The following is a 15,849-nucleotide window of genomic DNA, read 5'->3' on the forward strand; positions in this document are numbered from 1 at the left end:
CGTTCTTGCTCGGGATGCATCGCCTGCGATCCGGCGACCACGACATGAGATACAACCGGAGGCTGGCGCACCCGACACGATTCGAACGTGTGACCTTTGCCTTCGGAGGGCAACGCTCTATCCAGCTGAGCTACGGGTGCGGCGCATTCCATTTAGCCGATTGGGCCGGTGCGGGCAACGGTTGGCGACGGATTTCCAGCCAGGGCGTGCGAGGCGAGGTGCATGAACCGGCGCAACAAGCCGAGGAACCGGGGCTCCCGCCTCAGCTCTCAATCGCGAATTGCAGCCCGGCGTGGTCGGTCAGCCGCTTGATCAGGCGGTCACCCAATGCCGCGCCCGGCGTCCAGATGCCGCCCGGGACATCGGTTGCCTCTCGCACAAGACATACGGCGCTTTCACCGATCATCTTGGAGGTCGAGCCGTAGCCCGGATCGCGGTCGCCCTTGACCGAGGCACGGATCTGTCTGCCGTCGGGCGTGAGGCCGACAAACAGAATGTCGTACATGCCGGTTTCGCGCTCTTCCTTTGAAGGGCCTTCGCCTGGCTTCGGCCCGCCGGGGCCGCCCATCGCGGAATTGGCGCCGACAATGGCCTTGGCCATTGCTTCGCCCTTCTCGCCGGGGCCGGCCAGCATCATCTCGTCGTAGACGAACTCCTTGCCGTAGGGGAAACCCATCAGCATGTTGGAGCGATGGACGTTGCGGGTGTTGATGGTCGCCATCACGAACGGCGCGACCCACATGCCGAGATCGTCATCGTGCAGCGGCTTGTTGCCCGGCGGCTGCTTCGGCCCCTCGAAGCCCGGCGTCAGCGCGAACGGGTTCTTCAGCAGCGGCACGATGCTGAGATCCTTTGCCGCCGCGGCATAAGTGGCTTTCAGGCTCGCGGCAGTGCCGCCGGAGAATGTGCCCTTCATCTTGCGCACACGGCCCTTCACCAGCGGGCAAGCCGCGCCGAACTGCGTCTTCGCAGCGTTCTGCAGGAAGAACACGCCGAGTTCGAAGGGAATGGAATCGAAGCCGCAGGAAAACAGGATGCGTGCGCCGCTCGCCTGCGCGGCAGCATGATGCGCGTCGATCATCTGGCGCATCCAGGCGGGTTCGCCGCACAGATCCAGATAATCGGTGCCGGACGCCGCGCAAGCCGCGACAAGTTCGGAGCCATAAAGCTGATAGGGGCCGACAGTGGTGAGAATGGCCCTGGCCTGTTCGACCATCGCCTTGAGCGAGCCAGGATCGCTGGCATCGGCCTCGATCAGCGGCGTGTCCTTCGGCGCGCCGATTTCGTCACGCACGGTGGCGAGCTTGTCCCGACTGCGGCCTGCCATCGCCCATGTCAGGCCGCTTCCGGGGCCGTATTGGGCTGCGAGATATTCGGCGACGAGTTTTCCGGTGAAGCCGCTGGCGCCATAAACAACGATATCGAATTTTGGTTGGGTCATCGCAACGTCCTCTTCTCGTCCTTCGCGTGTGTCTCGCTCACGCCAGCAATTTTCGCAGTTCCGCTTTCGCCACCTTTTCAAGCGTCGAGCGCGGCATGTCGTCCACCAGCCGCACTTCGCGCGGCACCTTGAAATCGGCCAGCGCATTCTTGCAGGCGTGCAGGATATCGTCATGCAGCGTCGGAGGCGCACCGGCCAGGCCAGCGGCCGGAATGACAAACACCACCGGCACTTCATCCAGCATCGGATGCTTCTTCGCGACCACAGCGGCCTCGCGCACACCCGCCACCGTAATCACAACTTGCTCGATCTCGGAGGCGGCGACATTCTCGCCGCCGACCTTGAGCATGTCCTTGGCGCGGTCGCCGAAGCGGATAAATCCGTTCTCCAGAATCTTCACCCGGTCGCCGGTGATGAAATAACCGTGCTCGTCGAAGCTGTCGCGCGTCGCGGCCTCGTTGTGCAGATATTCCTTGAACAGCGAGAGTCCGGGCGTGCCGCGGATCAGAAGATCGCCGGTTTCGCCGACAGTCACCGGCGCGCCGTTCTCGCCGACCACGCGAATGTCGTATTCGGGCGCAGGGCGCCCGATGGCCAGCGGAATGTTCGGCTGGTTCGGTTCGCCGACAATGCCGTGGGTGATGGTTTCGGTCATGCCCCACCAGCCGATGGTCTTCACGCCGAATAGCTTGTCGGTGGGCGGCTCGCAGATCGCGCTGCCCCACAGCCGGAAGTGATGCTGTTTCGGCGCTTCGCGCTCCATCAGCGCCTTGACGCAGAACGGCACCAGCGAGGTCCATGTGCAGCGATGCTCCAGCGCCGTGGACCAGAACCGGCTCGCAGAGAAGCGCGGCTGGATCACGGCGGTGCAGCCGGCCCAGAGCGAAGCCAGCATGGAATAGGCCAGCGCATTGGTGTGGAACAGCGGCAGATAGACCTGATGAATATCCTCGGGCCGCAGGTCCTGATGCACCGCGTTGACCTTCGCGCCCCACAGCGCGTTGGCGTGAGTCCACAGCACCGCCTTCGGCCGCGATGTGGTGCCGGAGGTGTATTGCACGCTGCACGACGCATAAGGATCGGCGGGGCGGCGCGGGCGATCTGCGCTGTCGGCGAACAGCGCTTCAAACGATTCTGCTCTTGGCGGCCTGTATCCTTGCGCGGGCGGTGTCCCTGCATCATGAGATGTCACGGCCAGCCAGCGCAGGCTGCGGCAGTTGTTTGCGATCAGTTCGGCATAAGCGGGCTGAGTGATCGCGGCGACAGCGCCGCAATGGCCGGCGAAATATTCCATTTCGGCCGGCGCGGAGCGGGTGTTGGTGGTGACGGCAATGGCGCCGAGTTCGACGCAAGCGAACCACGCCAGCAACATCTCGATGCAGTTGTCGAGGTGAAGCAGCACGCATTCGCCGGGCTTGATGCCACGCGCATGAAGACCCGCGGCCAGCGCGCCGACGCGCTCATGAAACTCGCCATAGGTCCATGGCCGTGCCGGTGCATCGAAGGGCGCCCAGATCAGGAAGGGGTGATCGCGCCGCGTCTCGGCGCGCAGGCGCAGCAGCCACGGCACATCGAGGCCGGCGAAGGGGCCGACATGGTCCGGTAATAATGAGCCGTGTGCGCTGCTGGTCCTGGGCATGTTGCCTCCCGTCCCGTCTTGATTGCGGGCTCTGCCTTCCTCTCCGCCAGAAGAAGCACATTTTCCAAGGGAAAGTCGAGTGCGGATGACGGGTGCCGGCGGCCTTGCCTCGCGGTTGACGCAAGTCAAGGCGTTCGCTGCCTGTAAGGGGTGTGATTTGCGAACGGAGGGTTCGCATCATGTCGCTGTTTGAGAAAGCCTGGTCCCCCTATGTCGCGGGCGTCATTATCGGTCTGTTACAAATTCCAGCGTTTCTGTTGATCGAAACCGCCTTGGGCGCGTCGTCATCCTATGTCACGGTTGGCGGGGCATTGGCCGGTCTTGTGGATCCGGGCCTGCTGAAGATCGACTACGTGGCCCGGCATGTGGCGCTCACGCCAAAGAACGTTTGGCAGGTCGCTCTTGTGGTCGGAATTGCCATCGGCGCGCTGGTCTCCATGACATTGTCGGGTGCCCGGCGGCACGCGATCTCGCCGGTATGGCGCCGGGCTCTCGGATCGCGTTCGCCGGTGACGCGCTATGTCGTCGCGTTTGTTGGCGGATTTCTGATGCTTTTCGGCGCGAGAATCGCCGATGGCTGCACCAGCGGACACGGCCTGTCGGGCATGGCGCAGTTGTCGGTGGGCTCGACCGTTGCCGTTGCCGCGATGTTTGCGGGCGGGATTATCACCGCCCTGCTTTTGCTTCGCCGCGTTTGATCGAAAGGACACAAGATGTCGTCTGTAACTTTCGCAATTGTCACCGGTGTGTTGATGGGCGTCGCTTTTGGCTTCGTACTGGAGAAATCCCGCGTGTTCGAGCCAGGCATGATCGTTGGACAGATGCAGTTGCGCAATTTCATCATGCTGAAGGTGTTTCTAACGGCGGTCGCCACCGGCGCTGTGGCTCTTGCAGCCTTGCACGGATTCGGACTTGTTAAGCTGCAGCCGAAAGCCGCCCTCTATGCAGCTGACGTGGTCGGAGGCCTGATTCTGGGCGCCGGTATAGCGTTGGCCGGTGCATGCCCCGGAACCGCCCTTGCCCAGATTGGCACCGGTTATCGTGATGCGATCTTCACGTTGGCAGGAGGTTTGTTCGGCGCGATTGCGTTTTCCTATGCACAGCCCTGGCTGGCAAAGGTTCTGATTGGGACTGGCCCCAAGCTGATTTTTACCGACCTTGTAGGCGTTCCGTACTGGCAAGGCGCCGTTGCCTTGGCTGCCATGATTGCGGTGGTGCTTTATCTCATGGAAAAAGCGCGATCGTGGCGGAACGATCTTGGCGAGGATGTCGACGGTAATTTCCCCGTCCTGGCGACACCACGCAAACGTCTCGCGCCTGCTGAATAAGGAACACCGCAGTGCTCAGGACGCCGCTGATAGTACTACGCGCAGGCCGTCCTTCGGCTTGGGGATTGGCCACATCTGCCATGAGGGCACATAGCCCGGCGCGAGGCTGACCTTGAGATTTTGCAGGAAATGGAATGTGAAGCATTTGGCCTGCATGTAGGCGAAGTGCAGTCCGATGCACATATGCGCGCCGCCGCTGAACGGAATGAATGCGAAGCGATGGCGTGCGCGCTGGGCTTCGTCGGTGAAGCGCAGCGGATCGAATGTCTCGGGATCGGGCCAATGCTCGCTCATATGGTGCGTGAAAAGCGGGTTCATGCCGACCATCGTGCCCGCGGGAATATCATAGCCCTTGAACGTGAAGTCGCGCGTTGCCCGGCGTGGGATCGACGGCACCGGTGGCTTCATCCGCATCGCTTCCTTGAAGGCCATTTCGGTGAGCGGCATGGCGTCGAGCTTTTCAAACGGCAGCGGCGCGCCGGGCGCGATCCCGAGTGAAATTACTTCATCGCGCAGCCGTGTCTGCCATTCCGGATGCGCCGCGAGCATCGACACGAACGACGTCAGCGATGACGTCAGCGTATCGTGCGCGGCCATGATTAGGAAGCTCATGTGATCGACAATATCCTGCGTCGAGAGCAGGGCGCCGTCTTCATGGGTGGCGTGGCACAGTTGGGAGAACAGATCGTCTCCGCTGTTCTCGCGGCGGAGCGGAATCTGCTGTGAGAAATAAGCGACAATGCGCTGGCGTCCCTTGACGCCGCGCGCCATCTGCGTCCCGGGCCAGGGCTGCCGGATCACGGCGACCGAGGCCGCGATCATGTCGACAAAGGAGCGCGTGACCTCGTCGACCTCTGGGCCGATTCCGGTGCCGAGAAACGATGTCGCGGCGAGATCGAGCGTCAGTTGCTTCATCGCCGGATAGAACAGCATCGGGCCCGGATTTTCGCGCCACTGGTCCACACGCGCGGCGATGCCGGTGTCGAGCTGCGCAAGATAGTTTTTCATCGGGCCGGCCTTGAACGCCACCGACATGGCGCGCCGATGCAGGCGATGTTCATCGAAATCGAGCAGCATCAGTCCGCGCGGAAACAGCCGTCCAAGAATCGTTTCCCAGCCGTTGGTCGACGAGAACAGCTTGGTCTGGTCCATCAGCATGAACTCGTTGGCTTCCGGGCCGAGCAACGAGACGCTGGTTTCGCCGAGAACCCGCGAGCGATAGATCAGCCCGTATTTGCGGGCCATGGCATCCACTTCGCCTTTCGGATCGGCAAGCACGCTGAGCGTGCGCCCGATCACCGGCCAGCCCTCATCGCCGGGGATATGTGCGAGTTTTGTGCGGTCCACCATGAGAGGCGCTTTGACCGCGGCCGGTGATGTCAGGCTCTGAAGTGACATGAAGTGCTCCCCGGATTTGTCGGAGGACTTGGACGAACCTGCGGCATCATCAATGGTCGGATGAACCGCTGTTTTAAGAATTATCGTCGAGATGGCGAAGGCCGACAACCCTTGAATACCTCTTGTCTCGCCCCGCGCCGATTGTGCAGTGCGGCCAGGCGAGTTTGTCCGGTTTGGACCCGCCAATCCTGTATGTCGTGTTTGAAAACGCTAGCGTTCGCGTGATTTCAAAGTTTTACTGTCGCCACCAAGAAGCCGGCAAACGGCATCCACCAGGGAGAGTGACGATGAACACCAAGGCAACGCTGCTTGGATTTGCGGTTGGGCTGTGCGCGGTCGCAGGCGCCGCATCCGCGGCCGACATGAAAATGATGACCGGTCCGCAAGGCGGCTCGTGGATTCCGCTCGGCGGCCAGCTCAAGGACATGTGGGAGAAGGCCATTCCCGGCCTGAATGTCCAGGCGTTGCCGGGTGCGGGTATCGCCAATGTTCGCGGTGTCGATGAAGGCAAGGCCGATGTCGGCTTTGGCAATTCGATATCGACGGTCGATGGCCTCGCGGGCCGGGCTCCGTTCCCGAAGGCCACCACCAATGTCTGCAACCTCGCGACGCTTTATCCGCAATACTATCAGCTCGTGGTGAATGCCGACGCCGGCGTCTCCAAGATCGCCGACCTCAAGGGCAAGGCGGTCACCACCCAGCAGCGCGGCAACACCGGCGAGTTGATCACCCGGCAACTGCTCGAGGTCAACGGCATCACCTACAACGATGTGAAAGTGTCGTTCGTCGGCTACACCGATTCAGTGAACCAGATGAAGGACGGCAACGCCACGGCGTTCGGCCTCGGTACCCAAATTCCGGCTGGCTCCATCATGGATCTTGCTGCCGCGCGCGACATCAAGATGGTCGATCAGTCCGACAGCTACGAGAAAATGAAGAAGCTCAATCCGGGCTACACCCTGATGACGATTCCAAAGGCGACCTATCCGAAGCAGGATGCCGACGTGAAAGTGATCGGCTATGCGACGCATCTGGTAGTGTCTTGCAAGCTTCCGGCGGACGAAGTCTACACCATGGTCAAGACGCTTGCTGCCAACACCAAGACCATGGCGACCGTAGCGAAAGACATGGCCACGCTGACGCCAGCCGGAATGGCGGTCGACATCGGCATCCCGTTCCATCCCGGTGCAGCCAAGTTCTACAAGGAAGCCGGCATCACCGTGAAGACGAACTGACCGGACTGCCGCCGGCGGCGTGAACGCTGCCGGCGGTTCGCGGCAAGGCATTTCCGGACAGGGCGGACAGGACATGAAACTGGATTTCAGTTACGGCGGCGTCGTGCGCATGGCCACGACTCTCATCTCCGTTGCCATGGTGATCTTCCACGTCTGGGCGATCGTCAACGGCGCGCCGGAGGCGATCGTCTTCCGCGGCACGCATCTGCTGTTCGCGTTGACGCTGCTGTTTCTGATTTACCGCAGTTCAGGAAATGCCAACGGGACGCCGAGCGTGCTCGATCTGCTCCTGCTTGCGCTTGCGATTGCGCCGATCATCTATCTGTTCGCCAATTACGACTACGTCATTAACCGCATCTTCTATGTCGACGATCTGACCACCGCCGACATGGTGATGGGGACGATCATGACGGTGATGGTGCTGGAGGCGGCGCGCCGCGTGATCGGGCTGGCGCTGCCGATCACGGCCGTGGTGTTCATCGTCTATGGGCTGTTCGTCGCCAAGCTCGATCCGATGCGGCTGCTCGACCAGCTTTACATGACGACTGAAGGCATCTTTGGCATTCCGCTCTCGGTCTCGGCGTCCTACGTGCTGATCTTCGTGCTGTTCGGCAGTTTTATGGAGCGCACCGGCACCGGACAGCTATTCATGGATTTTGCCATGAGCCTCACCGGCCACACGGCGGGCGGCCCGGGTAAGGTGTCCTGTGTCAGTTCGGCGCTGTTCGGCACGATCTCCGGCAGCGCGGTCGCCAATGTCATGGTCGATGGACCGATCACCATTCCCCTGATGAAGCGTTCGGGCTTCCCGCCGCATTTCGCGGCGGGTGTCGAGGCCGTTGCCTCAACCGGCGGACAGATCATGCCGCCGATCATGGGCGCCGCCGCGTTCGTGATGGCGGAGTTTCTCGGCGTTTCCTATGGACAGGTGGTGCTCTGGGCGATCATCCCGGCCGTGCTTTATTATGTCGCGTGCTTCTCGGCCGTGCATTTCGAGGCCAAGCGGCGCGGCCTCGTTGGCGTGCCACGCAGCGAATTGCCAAAGCTTGGCGATGTGATGCGTGAGCGCGGGCATCTGTTCCTGCCGGTTCTGGCTATTCTCGTCGTTATGTATTCCGGCTTCAGTTCGCCGCTCGCTGCGCTGGCCGGTACCTTGGCCTGCTTCCCGGTCGCAGCATTGCGCAAATCGACCCGCCATTATGTGACGTTCGAGAACCTGATCGGCGCATGTGTCGATGGCGCACGCAACGCTTTGCCGGTGGCGCTGGCCTGCGCCGCGGCCGGTGTTGTGATTGCGGTGGTGACGCTGTCGGGTCTGGGAATCGTGTTCACCCAGTTTGTCGTGCATTTGTCGCAGAACTATCTGCTGCTCGCGCTGGTCTTCACCATGATTGCAGGCATTGTGCTGGGCATGGGCATGCCCACCACGCCGGCCTACATCATCATGACCGCGCTGCTGGTGCCGGCCATCGTCAAGTTCGGCATTCCGGTCCCCGCCGCGCATATGTTCGCGTTCTATTTCGCAGTGCTGTCGGCGATCACTCCGCCGGTGGCGCTGGCCGTATTCGCTGCCGCCGGGATCGCGCGATCCGATCTCTGGAAGACCGGTCTCGCGGCGGTGCGCATCGCGGCCACCAGCTTCATCGTGCCGTTCATGTTCGTCTATGAGCCCGCGCTGCTGATGATCGGCGACTGGCCGACGATCATCTGGAGCAGCATCACCGCGGGCGTCGGCGTCCTGCTGTTCGCGGCCGGACTGCATGGCTATTTCCTGACACATTCAAAGTACTGGCAAAGCGCGGCGCTGGCGGTGGGAGGTCTCCTGCTGATCGAGCCGGGCCTTGTCACCGACGTCATCGGCGCAACCATCGCCTTGGCGGTGGCTGCAACTCAGCACTATTCCCGCCGCAATGCGCTGGCTCCCGCGCCTGAACTGTCGGCCAGCAAGGTGTCGGACTGAACTATCGCGCGCGGCCGCTCAGGCAAGGCCGATGGTCTTGCCGATCGGCCGCAGGCTTCGCTTGCGCCATCACTCGGAATTCGCCGCGGCTTTCGCCATAGCCCTGACACGGTTACGGAACGATCGCGGTGTTTCCGCAAATACCCGTGCGGCGAGCGCTTGCGCGCGGCCGCGATGAAACTGCTGCCGGGTCTCGATATGCGGTGTCAGGCGTGAGCGCCAGCGGGCCAGCGGCTGGTTCGGCTGTATCAGCAGGCTGAAAGCGACGAGATCGTTGCTCCTGCCAAGCTGGGTGCGAAGTTTCTGCACTTCACCGATGAAGCTATTCCACACCTTCGGCCACAGTGGCGCGATCAGGTCCAGTTGATAACGGAAGGCGACCACGGCTTTGCGGAAGTCATGAATGTCTTCCGGATCGGCGCCGTTCCAGTCGCGCGGGAGACGGCGGCGGGCGCGGCGATATGACCGCGCCAATGCGCCAACGACCTCGTCAAACGGAATCTGCTCGAGCCGCCAGGTCATCGCGCAAGCGGACGCCCGGTCGAGGCCCTCGCGCAGATGTTGAAGAGCCTGCGCATGCAGCCGCTCGGCCTCCGCTGCCCTGCGCGCGTTCTCAAGCCGCTGCGTGAGGGTGGCCCTGGTGCGGTTCGACAGCGGCGGCATCTCGGCCTGTCCCGGCTTTGCGATATCAGCCAGGGCATCGAGAGCGGTCTGCGCGTCGCGGCTGTGGCCGAACTCGCGCGCGAGAAGGCGCGCTTCGTGGCGCAAAGTCACGGTCTCGTCGCCAATCGAATCCTCCAGCAGCCGCAGCAGCGCGCGCCAGCGCTTGAGCGCGACGCGCAATTCGTGGATGGCCGTGCTCGGATTCTCGCCCGTCAGCTTGTCCTGCGCCGCGCGGGCCATGGCCAGGGTGTCATCCGCGATCTGGCGCAGCGGGTGGACCGCCGGCGGCGGTTGCGGGCCATGCATCATCGGCGTCTGTCCGCAACGTATACGCCCACGTTCGGGTCTTCTCCGCTGCACTTCCCTACGCGGGAACGATGGTCTTGCCGATCGGCCACAGCGCGATGGCTCCGAGTTTCAGGTGGGCCCATGCGAACGGAATGCCGATAATTGTAATGGCGAGCAGGAACGCCGTGATCAGATGGCCGATCGCCAGCCACCATCCGGCAAGGATCAGCCAGATCACATTGCCAAGGAATCCGAAAATGCCGGTGCCGAAATCACCCTTCCCGATATAGATTTCGCGAGAGACGGCTTTCTGGCCGAACGGAAACAGGGTGTAGACGGCGATGTTCCAGGCGCCGCGCGCCCATGGAATGCCGATGATGGTGATCGCCATAATGACGGCGGCGACCGCCCAGCCCAGCGCCATCCAGAAACCGCCAAGCACCACCCACAGAACATTGAGCATGAAGGAGACGGGAGACATCAGAACTCCTGTGACGAAACCAGCTTTTGAAAGTATAGCACCTTTGCGGCGACACAGCGGTGAAAACGCCTTGCGCTATATTTACAATAGCCAATCGGATGACGGTGCCCATATAGAGAGGCATCAAGGAGATTCGACATGCTGAAACTGGATTTCGCGGCCGGCCTCGCCGCAGCCGCCATCGCCGCGCTGGCGGTTACCCTCGGCTCCGCGACCCCCGCCCGGGCGGACGCGCCGTTCTGCTCGGAAAATTACAGCCGCACGGGTCTGGGACGGGTCTGCGCCTTTTACACCTATGAACAGTGCCGGATCGCCACCAGCGGGGTCGGCGGCTCGTGCAGCGCGAATGCCTGGTATCAGCCTCGCGAGTATTATGACCCCGCACCGCGCCGTCATCGCAGGCACCGGCATCATCGCTGAGACGGGGTCGGGCGGACGGCTGACGGGTGTGTATGATCGGCGCGGGGGCTCTCCGCGCCGATTTGTTTGTGGCGGCGTTGAACCTGTCTTGCTGACGGCCCGTATTTTTGGAACGCTGGACGGATCGCGCGCTTCCATTGGAGGGCGCCGGAGCACTGGTCATGGACTCTTCGGGACATCAGGTCACAGCGGAGCGGGAGCGCGGGGCGTTCTATAGCGCCATGCCGGTGTTTCGTGGCTTCGCCAATCTGATGGACCCGTTGTTGTACCGGCCGGTGCCCCAGGGCTGGCTGATCGGTGTCGCCGATATCGTCAAGTCCACCGAAGCGATCGCCAACAACCGCTACAAGGCGGTGAACATGGCGGGCGCGGCGGTGATCGCGTCGGTCACCAATGCGCTGGAGAATCGCGATTTTCCGTTCGCCTTCGGCGGCGACGGCGCAAGTTTTGCCGTGTCGCCGCAGGACGCAGAGCTTGCCCGTGACGCGCTGGCGGCGACCGCGACATGGGTGAAGGAAGATCTCGATCTGTCGCTGCGTGTCGCGCTGGTGCCGATCGAGGCGATCCGCGCGCAGGGCCTCGATGTCAAGGTGGCGCGCTATGCGGCCTCGCCGCATGTGTCTTACGCGATGTTTTCCGGCGGCGGGCTGGCCTGGGCGGAGGCTGCGATGAAGCGCGGCGAGTTCACCGTGCCGATGGCCGCGCCGGGCGCGCATCCCGATCTGAGCGGCCTGTCGTGCCGCTTTTCCGAAATGCCGGCGGAGCGCGGGTTGATCCTGTCGCTGCTGATCGTGCCGGGTGCGTCGGCAGACAACGCAGGCTTTCGCCGCCTGATCGAGGAGATCCTTGCGCTGGTCGAGCGAAGTCCAGGTGCGGGACGGCCGGTGCCGTCATCCGGCCCGCGCATGCGCTGGCCCACGCCGGGCGCGGATTTCGAGGCGCTGGCGCAGCGCGGCAAACCGCTGTTCGTCCGCCGTCTCAGAGTACATGCCTTCACGCTGTTTGCGTATCTGCTGTTCCGTCTCAACATTTCCGCAGGCGGCTTCGTGCCTCAGGCCTACATGCAGCAGGTGGTGGAGAATTCGGATTTCCGGAAATACGACGACGGCCTGCGCATGGTGCTCGACTGCAGTCCGGAACTCGCCGATGTGCTGGAAGTCCGTCTGGCGGTCGCGGCTGGCGCGGGCATCGCGCGTTACGGGCTGCACCGGCAGGACGCAGCGATGATGACATGCTTTACCCTCTCGGCGTCGCGGCCGGATCATTTCCATTTTGTCGATGGCGCGCGGGGCGGCTATGCTTCCGCCGCCACGGCGTTGAAAGCCACATTGAACTGAGCAGATCGCGATGCGGCGGATGAGGGCCAGGGGCGGGCGGTTGCGGTATGCCATGCCGCTTGCTGTTGGCATGCTCGCGGCATTGGTATGCCTTGATTCCGCAAGCGCCAGCGACGACGATGATGATGAGCCGGCCAAGCCGAAGCAGCCGAATATCTATCTCGATTATTCCACGGCCTATCTGTCCGTGCCGCCGAACACGCTCGCGATCGGAGTCAGGAGCTTTGTTTCGCCGGTTCCGGTCGCGGCGCAGAGCATTCTTTTGAATGCGCCGCTGACGGTGGACGTCACCGAGCGGCTTTCGATCTACGGCGGCATCAGCGCCAGCACCACGCGCACCGAACTGTCGCCCTGGTCGTCTCTCGCGGTCGATAGCTGGAATGTCGGCTTCAATGCCGATGTGATCCAGCAGAACAGCACCACGGTTACAGTGATCTCGACCCTGACACGCTCGGTCAACAGCGCGCCGGGACTGGCGTCCACCTCGAACCAGACCGTTGTCGAACTGGATTACGGGCTCAACGAGGACCAGACACGAGGCCTGCTCGCGGGAACGCGGCTGACCGCGGTGTGGGTGGATTCGGCGCTTGCGAAAGTCGAGCCGGTCTTCGTCGCCTATCTCGGCGGTTACTATCAATGGGACAATAACTGGAAACTGTCGGGCCGTTTCGGTGTCCAGACCTTTGGCGGCGCCGAGATTGCCGGCGGTCTTATCAGGGCCAAGGCCTTCACCCAGCCAACCATCAGGCTCGATCTCGACCGCATGGACGACAACGACAACCGGCTGTTCGGCGCGTCGCTCGAGGTCGGCTGGACGCCGCAGCCGCTGGTGCAGTTTACGTTACGCACGCCGCTCTATGCGGTACGGAACTAATCGAGGGCTGTGGAGGAAGAAACATGGATATTCACGCAACAAAGCAGCGCCTCGACGTCAAGAATTCGGACGTTTCGGGTTCGGTCTTCGATGATGTCAACATGTCGGGCTGCACGATGCACAACATCAATCTCAGCGGGTTGCGGATCGACTATGCCAATCTGGCCGGTCTGCACGTCAACAACGCGAATATGGCGGGAGCCTCCCTGACGGACTGCCGCATCGAAGGCATGACCATCAACGGCATCAAGGTGGAGGATATGCTGGCAGCCTACAACAAGCAGGCCTGATGCGGCAGGTTGCGGTGACCTGTCCCGCTCTCGACATGCGGTCGCCGCCGGGCGTATTCTTGCTCAATGAGCGGACACAATCACGACGACCATCATCACGACCATGGCGGCCATTCTCATGGTCATGATCATCACCACGATCACGACCATTCCGACCTGTCGGAAACCGAGCTGCGGGTTCGCGCGCTGGAATCCGTGCTGACCGAAAAGGGCTATGTCGATCCCGCCGCGCTCGATGTTCTGATCGAGACCTATGAGACCAAGGTCGGCCCGCGCAACGGCGCGCGGGTGATCGCAAAGGCGTGGTCCGACCCGGCCTACCGTGCACGTCTGCTGAAAGATGCCACGCCCGCCATCGCCGAACTCGGCTATGCCGGACGGCAGGGCGAGCATATCGTCGCGGTCGAGAACACCGCGCAGCGGCACAACATGGTCGTCTGCACCCTGTGCTCCTGCTATCCGTGGTCGGTGCTCGGGTTGCCGCCGGTCTGGTACAAGGCGGCGCCGTACCGGTCGCGCGCGGTGATCGACCCGCGCAGCGTGCTGCGCGATTTCGGTTTCGAGCTTCCGGCCGAGACCGAAATTCGGGTGTGGGATTCCACCGCCGAAATCCGCTATCTCGTGGTGCCGCAGCGGCCCGCCGGCACCGAGGGCTGGAGCGAGGAACAACTCGCCGATCTCGTGACACGCGACAGCATGATCGGCACGGGCTTTCCAAAATCACCGGAAGGCAAGGACGCATGAACGGCGCGCACGACATGGGCGGCGTCGATGGCTTCGGCCCGGTGATCCCGGAGCCGAACGAGCCAGTATTTCATGGCGAATGGGAGCGGCGCGTGCTGGCGGTCACGCTGGCGATGGCGCGGCCCGGCGGCTGGAATATCGACATGTCGCGCTTCGCGCGCGAAGACCGTTCGGCCGCCGATTATCTCAGCAAGAGCTACTACCAGATCTGGCTTGCGGGCCTTGAGCGGCTGATGCAGGAGCGCGGTCTGGTGATGCCCGATGAAATCGAGGCAGGGCATATGTTGCATCCGCCGAAAGCGGGCCTGCCGGTTCTGGCATCCGGCGATGTCGAGGCGATGTTGCGCCGGGGCGCGCCGACCGAACGTGCGGCGGCATCGAGACCATTGTTCGCCATTGGCGAGCGCGTGCGCGCCAGGAATCTGAACCCGCAAGGTCATATCCGCCTGCCGCGTTATGTGCGCGGCCGTGTCGGCGTCGTTGAGCTGCTGCATGGCGCGCATGTCTTCGCCGACAGCAACGCGCGCGGCGAGGGCGAGAATCCGCAGCAGCTTTACACGGTGCGGTTCAGTGCGCGCGAGTTGTGGGGTGACCGCGCCGATCCGACGAGTTCAGTTTCGGTGGATGCCTGGGAATCCTATCTGGAGCGCGCTGAATGACCATCGACCGGCAGGCTGCCTTGCAGGCGACAGCCAGCATTCCAGGGATTCCGCGTGACGGTGAAGGGCCGGTGTTCCGTGAGCCATGGGAAGCGCGTGCTTTCGCCATGGCGCTGGCGCTCCATGCGCGCGGCCTGTTCACCTGGCCGGAATGGGCGGACGCGCTGGCAAACGAGATCAAGCGTGCGCAGGCTGCGGGCGATGCCGATACCGGCGAGACCTATTACCGGCACTGGCTCGCGGCGCTCGAGCATCTGGTGGCGGCAAAGAAAGTCGCGCCCGAAGGCGAGCTTCATCGCTACCGCGATGCATGGGATCGCGCCGCCGACCGCACGCCGCACGGCCAGCCGATCGAGCTCGCCCCTGAGGATTTCGGCTAGCCGAGTCCGCCGTTGAGAAACGGATTGGTGGCCCGCTCATGGCCGAAGTTCGAGCCGGGCCCGTGGCCGCAGATGAAGCCGACATCGTCGCCAAGCGGAAGCAGCTTCTCGTTGATCGAGCGGATCAGCGTGGCGTGATCGCCGCCGGGCAGATCGGTGCGTCCCACCGAGCCGTTGAACAGCACGTCGCCGACAACGGCAAAGCGCATGTCCTTGTTAAAAAACGTCACGCTGCCCGGGGAGTGGCCCGGCGTATGATAGACGTCGAACACGAGGTCGCCGATCCTGAGCTGATCGCCTTCGTTGAGCCAGCGGTCCGGCGCGAAATTGCGCACACCGGTCATGCCGAAATTGGCGCCGCTCGCGACCACATTGTCGAGCAGATACTTGTCGGCTGCATGCGGGCCGACAATCGGCACCTTCAGTTCGTCGCGCAGTTCCGCCGCGCCGCCGACATGGTCGATATGGCCGTGGGTGATCCAGATTTCGTCGACCGTGATGCCGGCCTGCTTGATCGCGGCCAGGATATCCGGAACATCTCCGCCGGGATCAATCACGACCCCGTGCATGGTGGCGGCGTTCCATAGCAGGGTGCAGTTCTGCTGAAACGGGGAAACCGGCACGATCAGGGCGCCAGCCTTGGGAGCTTGCTGTGAGTTGTCTGTCATGCGGCCACAATGCTGATTTTTCGCGCCGCGCCAAGTGGATTTCG

Annotated in this window: 17 protein-coding genes and 1 tRNA gene; 11 read left to right on the forward strand and 7 right to left on the reverse strand. The window is 62.8% G+C overall.

Going from position 1 to position 15,849, the window contains the following annotated elements:
• Window positions 1–63: 63 nt before the first annotated feature.
• The 3 genes from HMPREF9696_RS16385 to HMPREF9696_RS16395 form a co-directional block, all read right to left on the reverse strand.
• Window positions 64–140: transfer RNA gene (locus HMPREF9696_RS16385), tRNA-Arg, on the reverse strand.
• Between the two features lie 122 nt (window positions 141–262).
• The gene (locus tag HMPREF9696_RS16390; RefSeq protein WP_002714155.1) at window positions 263–1,441 is read right to left on the reverse strand and encodes a saccharopine dehydrogenase family protein; all 1,179 of its coding nucleotides are present in this window, start codon (window positions 1,439–1,441) and stop codon (window positions 263–265) included.
• 37 nt (window positions 1,442–1,478) lie between these two features.
• On the reverse strand, window positions 1,479–3,080 hold the full coding sequence (locus HMPREF9696_RS16395) for an AMP-binding protein (RefSeq protein ID WP_002714156.1): 1,602 nt from the start codon (window positions 3,078–3,080) through the stop codon (window positions 1,479–1,481).
• Window positions 3,081–3,259: 179 nt separating this feature from the next.
• Here HMPREF9696_RS16395 and HMPREF9696_RS16400 point away from each other — a divergent pair, with 179 nt between their 5' ends.
• Both HMPREF9696_RS16400 and HMPREF9696_RS16405 read left to right on the forward strand, forming a co-directional pair.
• On the forward strand, window positions 3,260–3,778 hold the full coding sequence (locus tag HMPREF9696_RS16400) for a YeeE/YedE thiosulfate transporter family protein (protein ID WP_002714157.1): 519 nt from the start codon (window positions 3,260–3,262) through the stop codon (window positions 3,776–3,778).
• A 15-nt stretch (window positions 3,779–3,793) separates the two neighbouring features.
• Window positions 3,794–4,408 carry a YeeE/YedE thiosulfate transporter family protein gene (locus HMPREF9696_RS16405; protein WP_002714158.1) on the forward strand — a complete coding sequence of 205 codons (615 nt, stop codon included), beginning with the start codon at window positions 3,794–3,796 and terminating at the stop codon, window positions 4,406–4,408.
• A gap of 15 nt (window positions 4,409–4,423) precedes the next feature.
• On the opposite strand, the gene HMPREF9696_RS16410 is transcribed toward HMPREF9696_RS16405, so the two are convergent.
• Window positions 4,424–5,806, reverse strand: a complete 1,383-nt coding sequence (locus HMPREF9696_RS16410; protein ID WP_002714159.1) for a cytochrome P450 — start codon at window positions 5,804–5,806, stop codon at window positions 4,424–4,426.
• 287 nt (window positions 5,807–6,093) lie between these two features.
• Here HMPREF9696_RS16410 and HMPREF9696_RS16415 point away from each other — a divergent pair, with 287 nt between their 5' ends.
• Window positions 6,094–7,041, forward strand: coding sequence for a TAXI family TRAP transporter solute-binding subunit (locus tag HMPREF9696_RS16415; protein WP_002714160.1), 948 nt, complete (start codon window positions 6,094–6,096; stop codon window positions 7,039–7,041).
• 73 nt (window positions 7,042–7,114) lie between these two features.
• Window positions 7,115–9,001, forward strand: a complete 1,887-nt coding sequence (locus tag HMPREF9696_RS16420) for a TRAP transporter permease (protein ID WP_002714161.1) — start codon at window positions 7,115–7,117, stop codon at window positions 8,999–9,001.
• Window positions 9,002–9,070: 69 nt separating this feature from the next.
• Here the strand turns inward: HMPREF9696_RS16420 and HMPREF9696_RS16425 are convergent, their stop codons facing one another.
• On the reverse strand, window positions 9,071–9,973 hold the full coding sequence (locus HMPREF9696_RS16425) for a CHAD domain-containing protein (RefSeq protein ID WP_002714162.1): 903 nt from the start codon (window positions 9,971–9,973) through the stop codon (window positions 9,071–9,073).
• Window positions 9,974–10,028: 55 nt separating this feature from the next.
• Entirely contained in the window at window positions 10,029–10,433 is a 405-nt protein-coding gene (locus HMPREF9696_RS16430; protein ID WP_002714163.1) for a YccF domain-containing protein, read from the reverse strand.
• A gap of 138 nt (window positions 10,434–10,571) precedes the next feature.
• Between HMPREF9696_RS16430 and HMPREF9696_RS16435 the strand changes: the two genes are divergently transcribed.
• The 7 genes from HMPREF9696_RS16435 to HMPREF9696_RS16465 all read left to right on the forward strand — a co-directional run bounded on the left by HMPREF9696_RS16435 (window position 10,572) and on the right by HMPREF9696_RS16465 (window position 15,137).
• Window positions 10,572–10,853 carry a DUF3551 domain-containing protein gene (locus HMPREF9696_RS16435; RefSeq protein ID WP_002714164.1) on the forward strand — a complete coding sequence of 94 codons (282 nt, stop codon included), beginning with the start codon at window positions 10,572–10,574 and terminating at the stop codon, window positions 10,851–10,853.
• A gap of 161 nt (window positions 10,854–11,014) precedes the next feature.
• Window positions 11,015–12,190 carry a DUF3095 domain-containing protein gene (locus HMPREF9696_RS16440; RefSeq protein WP_002714165.1) on the forward strand — a complete coding sequence of 392 codons (1,176 nt, stop codon included), beginning with the start codon at window positions 11,015–11,017 and terminating at the stop codon, window positions 12,188–12,190.
• Window positions 12,191–12,242: 52 nt separating this feature from the next.
• Window positions 12,243–13,064, forward strand: coding sequence for a hypothetical protein (locus HMPREF9696_RS16445; RefSeq protein ID WP_040301538.1), 822 nt, complete (start codon window positions 12,243–12,245; stop codon window positions 13,062–13,064).
• Between the two features lie 23 nt (window positions 13,065–13,087).
• Complete coding sequence (locus HMPREF9696_RS16450; RefSeq protein WP_002714167.1) at window positions 13,088–13,354, forward strand: pentapeptide repeat-containing protein; 267 nt, start codon at window positions 13,088–13,090, stop codon at window positions 13,352–13,354.
• Window positions 13,355–13,420: 66 nt separating this feature from the next.
• Window positions 13,421–14,098 (forward strand): nitrile hydratase subunit alpha, encoded by a 678-nt coding sequence (nthA, locus tag HMPREF9696_RS16455; RefSeq protein ID WP_002714168.1) that lies wholly within the window; start codon window positions 13,421–13,423, stop codon window positions 14,096–14,098.
• On the forward strand, window positions 14,095–14,757 hold the full coding sequence (gene nthB / locus HMPREF9696_RS16460) for a nitrile hydratase subunit beta (protein ID WP_002714169.1): 663 nt from the start codon (window positions 14,095–14,097) through the stop codon (window positions 14,755–14,757). Before nthA ends, nthB begins: the two co-directional genes overlap by 4 nt.
• A complete protein-coding gene (locus HMPREF9696_RS16465; RefSeq protein WP_002714170.1) occupies window positions 14,754–15,137 on the forward strand; it encodes a nitrile hydratase accessory protein in 384 nt (127 codons plus the stop codon). The genes nthB and HMPREF9696_RS16465 overlap by 4 nt, the downstream gene beginning before the upstream one ends.
• Here the strand turns inward: HMPREF9696_RS16465 and HMPREF9696_RS16470 are convergent.
• Window positions 15,134–15,805: an MBL fold metallo-hydrolase gene (locus HMPREF9696_RS16470; protein WP_002714171.1), complete on the reverse strand. Its 672-nt coding sequence runs from the start codon at window positions 15,803–15,805 to the stop codon at window positions 15,134–15,136. The genes HMPREF9696_RS16465 and HMPREF9696_RS16470 overlap by 4 nt on opposite strands.
• Between the last annotated feature and the right edge of the window lie 44 nt (window positions 15,806–15,849).

Source organism: Afipia clevelandensis ATCC 49720 (assembly GCF_000336555.1).
GTDB lineage: Bacteria > Pseudomonadota > Alphaproteobacteria > Rhizobiales > Xanthobacteraceae > Afipia > Afipia clevelandensis.

What these genes read in the sequence shown, in the direction of transcription:
- HMPREF9696_RS16470 (WP_002714171.1), bottom strand. Translation starts at nt 15,805, where the DNA reads ATGACAGACAACTCACAGCAAGCTCCCAAGGCTGGCGCCCTGATCGTG.
- HMPREF9696_RS16390 (WP_002714155.1), bottom strand. Translation starts at nt 1,441, where the DNA reads ATGACCCAACCAAAATTCGATATCGTTGTTTATGGCGCCAGCGGCTTC.
- HMPREF9696_RS16445 (WP_040301538.1), top strand. Translation starts at nt 12,243, where the DNA reads ATGCCGCTTGCTGTTGGCATGCTCGCGGCATTGGTATGCCTTGATTCC.
- HMPREF9696_RS16440 (WP_002714165.1), top strand. Translation starts at nt 11,015, where the DNA reads ATGGACTCTTCGGGACATCAGGTCACAGCGGAGCGGGAGCGCGGGGCG.
- HMPREF9696_RS16450 (WP_002714167.1), top strand. Translation starts at nt 13,088, where the DNA reads ATGGATATTCACGCAACAAAGCAGCGCCTCGACGTCAAGAATTCGGAC.
- HMPREF9696_RS16420 (WP_002714161.1), top strand. Translation starts at nt 7,115, where the DNA reads ATGAAACTGGATTTCAGTTACGGCGGCGTCGTGCGCATGGCCACGACT.
- HMPREF9696_RS16395 (WP_002714156.1), bottom strand. Translation starts at nt 3,080, where the DNA reads ATGCCCAGGACCAGCAGCGCACACGGCTCATTATTACCGGACCATGTC.
- HMPREF9696_RS16430 (WP_002714163.1), bottom strand. Translation starts at nt 10,433, where the DNA reads ATGTCTCCCGTCTCCTTCATGCTCAATGTTCTGTGGGTGGTGCTTGGC.
- HMPREF9696_RS16410 (WP_002714159.1), bottom strand. Translation starts at nt 5,806, where the DNA reads ATGTCACTTCAGAGCCTGACATCACCGGCCGCGGTCAAAGCGCCTCTC.
- nthB (WP_002714169.1), top strand. Translation starts at nt 14,095, where the DNA reads ATGAACGGCGCGCACGACATGGGCGGCGTCGATGGCTTCGGCCCGGTG.
- nthA (WP_002714168.1), top strand. Translation starts at nt 13,421, where the DNA reads ATGAGCGGACACAATCACGACGACCATCATCACGACCATGGCGGCCAT.
- HMPREF9696_RS16465 (WP_002714170.1), top strand. Translation starts at nt 14,754, where the DNA reads ATGACCATCGACCGGCAGGCTGCCTTGCAGGCGACAGCCAGCATTCCA.
- HMPREF9696_RS16435 (WP_002714164.1), top strand. Translation starts at nt 10,572, where the DNA reads ATGCTGAAACTGGATTTCGCGGCCGGCCTCGCCGCAGCCGCCATCGCC.
- HMPREF9696_RS16405 (WP_002714158.1), top strand. Translation starts at nt 3,794, where the DNA reads ATGTCGTCTGTAACTTTCGCAATTGTCACCGGTGTGTTGATGGGCGTC.
- HMPREF9696_RS16415 (WP_002714160.1), top strand. Translation starts at nt 6,094, where the DNA reads ATGAACACCAAGGCAACGCTGCTTGGATTTGCGGTTGGGCTGTGCGCG.
- HMPREF9696_RS16425 (WP_002714162.1), bottom strand. Translation starts at nt 9,973, where the DNA reads ATGATGCATGGCCCGCAACCGCCGCCGGCGGTCCACCCGCTGCGCCAG.
- HMPREF9696_RS16400 (WP_002714157.1), top strand. Translation starts at nt 3,260, where the DNA reads ATGTCGCTGTTTGAGAAAGCCTGGTCCCCCTATGTCGCGGGCGTCATT.